This window comes from Comamonas odontotermitis (assembly GCF_014207855.1).
Classification (GTDB): Bacteria; Pseudomonadota; Gammaproteobacteria; order Burkholderiales; family Burkholderiaceae_C; genus Comamonas; species Comamonas odontotermitis_A.
On record NZ_JACHKZ010000008.1, the window covers coordinates 162,609 to 169,421 of the forward strand.

A 6,813-nucleotide genomic window follows, 5' to 3' on the forward strand; every position below is an offset into this window, starting at 1 on the left:
AACTTTCAAAATTTTATGTATTCAGGCGGCCACGGCGCTGTCATCGCGCGGGCGCTCGGGTGGCAGACTGGCGGCGGCCTGGCGGTCTTTTTCGGCCCGCCACTCGGCAAAAGTCTTGAGCACGAGCGTGACCAGTGCCAGCAGTGCCAGGAGCGAGGCCACGGCAAATGCGGCTGACGACTGGAAGTCGGCATACAGGATTTCGACCTGCAGCGGAATGGTCACCGTCTGGCCCCGGATCGCGCCCGAAACCACCGACACCGCGCCAAACTCGCCCATTGCACGCGCGTTGCACAGGATCACGCCGTAGATCAGGCCCCACTTGATATTGGGCAAGGTCACTTTCCAGAAGGTCTGCCAGCCGGTGGCGCCCAGCACAATGGCGGCCTGCTCCTCATCGCTGCCCTGGGCCTGCATCAGCGGGATCAGCTCGCGGGCGATGAATGGGAAAGTCACAAAGATGGTGGCCAGCACGATGCCGGGCACGGCAAAGATGATCTTGGTGTTGTGCCCCTCCAGCCACGAGCCGAACCAGCCATTGGCGCCAAACAGCAGCACATAGGTGAGGCCCGCCACCACGGGCGATACCGAGAACGGCAGATCGACCAGCGAAGTGAGCAGCGCCTTGCCCTTGAACTCGAACTTGGCAATGGCCCAGGCTGCCGCCACGCCAAACACCAGGTTCAGCGGCACGGCGATCACCGCCGTCAGCAGGGTGAGCTTGATGGCCGACCACGCGTCGGGCTCGGTCAGCGCCGCCACGTAGGTGTCCCAGCCCTTGCGCAGGGCTTCCACAAACACGGCCAGCAGCGGCAGCACCAGAAAGATGAGCATGAAGACCAGCGCGGCACCAATCAGGCTCCAGCGTACCCAGCGCGGCTCGGTCACCGTGCTGGTGGGTTGCGGGCCCTCGCGGTGCGATACATACAGGTAACTGGCGATCACCGCGCCCAGCACGGCAACCACACCGGCCAGCAGATACAGATACATGGATTGCATGGTTCAGATCCCCGCGCGTTTGCGTTGCCAGCTTTGCAGGCCGTTGATGAGCAGCAGCAGCACGAACGAGATCACCAGCATCACCATCGCAATGGCGGTGGCGCCTGCGTAATCGTGCAACTCCAGCTTGGCCATGATGACGAAGGGCGTGATCTGCGACTCCATCGGTTTGTTGCTCGACACGAAGATGACCGAGCCGTACTCGCCCACAGCGCGTGCAAAGGCCATGGCAAAGCCGGTCAGCAGGGCCGGGCCGATGGCGGGCAGAATCACCTTGTAGAAGGTCTGCCAGCGCGAGGCGCCCAGGCTTCCGGCGGCCTCTTCCAGCTCTTTCTCGAAATCTTCCAGCACGGGCTGCACGGTGCGCACCACAAAAGGCAGGCCGATGAAGATCAGCGCAATCACGATGCCCACGTTGTTGAACACGAGCTGGATGCCCAGCGGCGCAAAGTACTGGCCGATCCAGCCGTTGTCGGCCAGCAGGGCGGTGAGCGAGATGCCGGCCACAGCCGTTGGCAGCGCAAAGGGCAGGTCGACCAGCGCGTCGATGATCTTCTTGCCCGGAAAGCTGTAGCGCACCAGCACCCAGGCGATCAGCATGCCAAACACCAGGTTGACCACCGCGGCAATGGCCGAGGCGCCAAACGTGACTTGGTAGGCCGACACGGCGATCGGGTCGGAGATGACTTTCCAGAACTGTGCCCAGGTGAGCTCAAAGGTCTTGACGAGCAGGGTGGCCAGCGGAATCAGCACGATGATGCTGAGGTAGAAAATGGTGTAGCCCAGTGTGAGGCCAAAGCCCGGTAGCACGCGCCGAGCCGCACCCCGGCGGGGGGCAGGCGCGGCGGTGGCCGGGGCAGTGAGTGCAGCAGACATGAATCGCAGTCCGGTATTTACGATGAGTGCAGGAGCGCAGAGCGCCCGACTGGCGGGCGCTATAGACAAATTTGGCTCTTATTTCTTGTCGCCGGTGAACAGCTTGTCAAACTGCCCGCCATCGCCAAAGTGGGTCTTCTGCGCTTCGCCCAGGCTGCCAAAGTACTTGGCGACCGTGAACTGCTTGATCGGCTTGAACACATCGGCATGCTTTTTCAGCACGGCTTCGCTGCGGGGGCGGATGGCGTGCTTGGCCGCAATTTCCTGGCCTTCGTCGGAGTACAGGTAATCCAGATAATCCTTGGCCAGGGCGCTGGTGCCCTTCTTCTCGACGGTGCGCTCGACCACCGCCACAGGGTTCTCGGCCGTCACGCTGACCGATGGGTACACCGCATCGACCTTGCCCTTGCCGAATTCGCGCTCGATGGAGACGACTTCCGACTCAAACGTGATCAGCACATCGCCCACATTGCGCTGCAGGAAGGCGGCGGTTGCGTCGCGCCCGCCCTTGGCCAGCACGGGCACGTTCTTGTAGAGCTTGCTGACATAGGCTTGCGCATCGGCGTCCGAGCCACCCTTTTCACGCACCTGGCCCCAGGCGGCCAGATAGGCGTAACGGCCGTTGCCGCCGAGCTTTGGGTTGACCACCACGACTTGCACGCCGGGCTTCACAAGATCATCCCAGTCCTTGATGCCCTTGGGGTTGCCGTTGCGCACCAGAAACAGCATGGTCGATGTGGTGGGCGATGCGTCGTTGGGGAACTTCTTGGTCCAGTCCTTGGCGACCACGCCCTTTTCGGCGAGGTACTCCACGTCGGTGGTGGTGTTGAAGGTGACCACATCGGCGGCCAGCCCTTCGGCCACGGCGCGGGATTGCGCGCTTGATCCGCCGTGTGACTGGTCCACCTTCACATCAACGCCCTTGGTCTTTTTGTAGTGAGCGATGAAGGCGGCGTTGTAGTCCTTGTAGAACTCGCGCGCCACGTCGTACGACACATTGAGCAACTGGTTCTGGGCCAGGGCCGAACCACTGGCCACCACAGCAGCCGCTACCACCAAAGACTTGATTCCACCGAATTTCATGTTCTGCTACCCGCTTGTATGGATTGATGTAGCAAATTGTGGACTTCTGTTTTTAAAACTCAAACGAATATATTCTTTTTTATTTATGGTGTTTTGGGAATATAGAACGAAAAAGTCGCAGATCTGCCTCTTGGGATGCCGCGGTCTTGAAAAGGTCGAGTCAATGGAGTCTGACCCCATTTGGGTTACAGATTTCAGGTTCTTGGTGATATAAAAAGCTGCTAGCACCAATCTACATGGCGCTAGCAGCTATTGATTTTGTAGTGTGGGCGCGGCCCGTACTTACTTCTACTCAGACGGAGGCTTCACCTTCCAGCGTATTGGCGTCTGCGGGAAACAGCACGCCTGCCTCGTCCGGGTGCCAGGCGGGGTACTTGTTCATCACCTGTTCAAACAGGGCCGAATCGGTCAGACGTGTCAGCCAGGCCTGCAGATGCGGCCAGGGCTGGGCCTGCCAGGCGGCTTCGTCGATACCGGCGAACTGGCGCACAAAGGGGCGGATCGCCATGTCAGCCAGGCTCGGGTCGCGGCCAAACAGGTAGCCGGTGGCGGCGAGCTGCTCGTTCAGGCCCAAGAGGAAAGCACGGGCTGCGCCTTGCGCGGCAGCAGCATCGGCCTCCGGGTAGCGGTTGGGGTATTTGCAACGATCCAGCGCCTGCTTGAACTCGCCATCGTTGCGGGCAATCAGGGCGCGCATGTCGTCCAGGCTGCCTGCCGTGGGGGAGAGCCAACTGTCCGGGTCATTTTGACGCAGCGCCCACAGCATGATGTCCAGGCTCTGCTCAATGACGGTGCCGTCGGCCAGCACCAGCACCGGCACGGTGCCCTTGGGCGAGGCTGCCAGCAGAGCCGCAGGCTTGTCCTTGAGCACGACCTCGCGCAGCTGACACTGTACGCCTGCCTGGGCCAGGGCCAGCCGCGCGCGCATGGCATAGGGACAGCGGCGGAAGGAGTAGAGCACCGGCAGGCCCTGCATGGCGGTCAGCTGCTCTGCCATCTTCTGCTGGCGCGATTGTTGTGAGCTTGCTTGCGTATGGCCCAGGTGCGATTCGCCACGCGCGGCGGCCAGATCCATCTGGCGCTGGCGCTCGGCGAGAGCGGCTTCCTGCTCGGGCGTGCGGGTGCCATGGCAGTAGGGGCAACTGACGCCGCGCACATAGTGGGGGTGCTGCATTTCGGCCTTGCCCAGGGGCATGCGGCAGCTGCGGCACAGCTGGTGCGGGCCGCGCTGCAGTCCGTGGCCCACCGATACGCGCTCGTCAAACACAAAGCAGTCGCCCCACCACATCGATGCTTCCTGCGGAATCTCTTCGAGGTACTTGAGGACGCCACCCTGCAGGTGGTAGACGTTGTCAAAGCCTTGCGACTTCATGTAGGCAGTGGATTTTTCGCAGCGGATACCGCCGGTGCAGAACATGGCAATCCGCTCCTTGCCGTGCAGCACACCGCCTGGCTGCGATTGCTCGGCCACCCATTGCGGAAACTCGGTAAAGCTCTTGGTGTGCGGGTTGATCGCGCCTTCAAAGCTGCCGATGCCGACCTCGTAATCATTGCGCGTGTCCACCAGCACCACATCGGGCTGGCTGATGAGGGCATTCCAGTCCTCGGGCTTTACATATTGACCGGCGTTCAGCGCGGGGTTGAGCTCTGGCACGCCCAGGGTGACAATTTCGCGCTTGAGGCGCACGCGCATGCGATAGAAAGGGTTGGTGGCCGCAAAGGCCTCCTTGTGCACCAGATCGGACAGGCGCGCATCGCGCTTGAGCCAGTCCAGCACCGCATGCACATCATCGGGCAGGCCTGCAATGGTGCCGTTGATGCCTTCGTGGGCAAGCAGCAGCAGGCCCTTGACCTGGCGGGCGTCGCACAGATCCTGCAGGGGCTGCTGCCAGTCCGCAAATTCTGGCAAATCGATGAACTGGTAAAGCGCGGCGGTGAGGTATTGCTGGGACATGGGGTACTGGGCAGTAGATCGGTTGGTCTATGTTGTTGATTTACTGCGTTCAAATCTATAAGTGCATGATTTAGGTGGAAGATGCCTAATCCTAATCATTGCAACAACGATGAGTCAGATCTACATCTGAACTGTGCGAAACAAAGCCGTATTTCGAATACTCGCTGCGCTGAGCTGGGAGCGTGCTTTTTTCCTGCGCTGCATCTGCCTAACCAGGTAGAGGCCTTCCCGTGTCATTGGACGCAGGAGCAGCCGAGCTGCTGAAACCGGGTGAGCATATTACTGTAACGGATTCGTCAGGTCCTAGACTTGCGTCAGGAAAAACGCGAAGAACTTGGCGCTGTGGATTCAAGCCGCTGCAGACCGGGCAGATGAAGCGGGTTGCCAGTAGATTTCCGTGTAAACCTGACGCACCGGCGGCGCTCTTCAACAGCGAGGCGCCGACGTAGTCGCGCTGTGCGCCCAGGTGGCCGTTGAGCGCAGCTTGAATGGGGATGCGGGCCATCAGGCCTACGGGGCGAGTAGCCCAGAAACGAAAGAACCTCCCTGGTGCTCCATTCGGCACAGGGAGGTTCTCATTTCATTTATGGGAGCTCACATAGGGTGACCTCACATTTCTGGCACACCACAGGAGAAAGGCAAATCCCAAGTCGTAGTACTTGAAAGACTGGCTCCAAATCCATACCCAGCTGGAGCTGTCGCTATCACAGTAAAGATTCCAGAGATCAGGTCGTTTGTATTTGAAATCATTCCATTCGAAGCATACGCCGCTTGGGTTGCATTTCTGGTGAACGTTGAAGCAGTTGTTACGCCATTGATGTCAAACGATGGCGCTGCATCCAATACCGGGGGATTGACGGTTAACGTGCCTCCTGACGCGCTGGTGTTGCTTTGTGGGTATGTTGTCAAAATTGTGCTGTAGTCACAGGTAAATGTAGGAGCCGCCAGGATCATGATCTCCTGTACGACAGGAGGGGGTGGAGTACATGCGAAGGCTTGTGTTGTGCATGAGGCTCCTGGCGCTAGCTCTGCATTTACCGTGCAGGTGCCTGTTTCGGAGGCGTTGCCGTTGGAGGTGATCTTGATGCGTCCGCCGCTCGTGTTCGTAACGGTGAGCATGGGGGCTGGATCGGCATAGGCAACCTGTGTATCGGCCACCGTGCCGCCTGTAGCACTGGAGAACTCGTAAGGCCCGGCAGCCCGAACCACATTGACCAGGGAATCGCCACCTGCGACCGACAGAAGAGCCGCTCCGCTCATCAGCGCTACTGACATCAGCCGGTTAAAGCCGCCTTTATGCCTGTTGCGCCAGGTGATGGCGGCAAAGAGGCCTCCAAGAATTCCGATGCCAAGCAATGTCAAACCCGGAACGGCGGTGGGAGTGACAGCAGGAGGAGCCGCAACTGCGGCATATCCAAGTGCGATCTCGCAAGCGCCGGCCGTGCTCTGCGCCCAGGTTGAAGAGCTTGATGCAAGCAGAAGGGAAAAGGTCGCAGCGAATGTGGGGTATTGAGGATGCGAGTCATAAACGACCTTGGTCGGTGAAGGAAGCCGTTGGCAGAACGGCCATGACAACTTATTTGTTAATATTTGTAATATTAACGTTGTCTTAATAATTGTGCAATAAGCGATAGTTTTTTACAAATTCAGCCACCGTGCGTGCGCGATGGATGCAAGCTTTCGCGCTCGGATGGGGCGCAATAGCTGTGAACAATAGAAAGAGCTCCCTGGCGCCACTATGGAACTGGGAGACTCTTTCTTTGTTTCTTTCGTTTGTTTGTTTGTGCGTTGCAGGCGCGCTATAAAAAAAGCCACCCGAAGGTGGCTGTTTTTTTGCATCAGTGCTGGCGCCTGCGTAGCTGCACCACGCCCATCGCCACCAGCAGGAGCGACATCGCCAT

The 6,813-nt window shown here is 59.5% G+C and carries 6 protein-coding genes and 1 pseudogene; all 7 read right to left on the reverse strand.

The genetic code is table 11. The features are described from left to right. Positions 1-21 precede the first annotated feature (21 nt). On the reverse strand, positions 22-999 hold the full coding sequence (cysW, locus tag HNP33_RS08855; RefSeq protein ID WP_184707439.1) for a sulfate ABC transporter permease subunit CysW: 978 nt from the start codon (positions 997-999) through the stop codon (positions 22-24). A 3-nt stretch (positions 1,000-1,002) separates the two neighbouring features. Further along, positions 1,003-1,875: a sulfate ABC transporter permease subunit CysT gene (cysT, locus tag HNP33_RS08860; protein ID WP_184707441.1), complete on the reverse strand. Its 873-nt coding sequence runs from the start codon at positions 1,873-1,875 to the stop codon at positions 1,003-1,005. A 78-nt stretch (positions 1,876-1,953) separates the two neighbouring features. Beyond that, entirely contained in the window at positions 1,954-2,958 is a 1,005-nt protein-coding gene (locus HNP33_RS08865) for a sulfate ABC transporter substrate-binding protein (protein WP_184707443.1), read from the reverse strand. A 292-nt stretch (positions 2,959-3,250) separates the two neighbouring features. Then, positions 3,251-3,934, reverse strand: coding sequence for a glutathione S-transferase (locus HNP33_RS21020; RefSeq protein ID WP_233464452.1), 684 nt, complete (start codon positions 3,932-3,934; stop codon positions 3,251-3,253). 21 nt (positions 3,935-3,955) lie between these two features. Next, a pseudogene (locus tag HNP33_RS21025) lies at positions 3,956-4,912 on the reverse strand (rhodanese-related sulfurtransferase); the annotation flags it as partial. Positions 4,913-5,521: 609 nt separating this feature from the next. Then, complete coding sequence (locus HNP33_RS08875) at positions 5,522-6,487, reverse strand: midcut-by-XrtH protein (protein ID WP_184707447.1); 966 nt, start codon at positions 6,485-6,487, stop codon at positions 5,522-5,524. Between the two features lie 34 nt (positions 6,488-6,521). Further along, a partial coding sequence (locus tag HNP33_RS20850) for a hypothetical protein (protein WP_221452029.1) occupies positions 6,522-6,813 on the reverse strand: 292 nt, incomplete at its 5' end.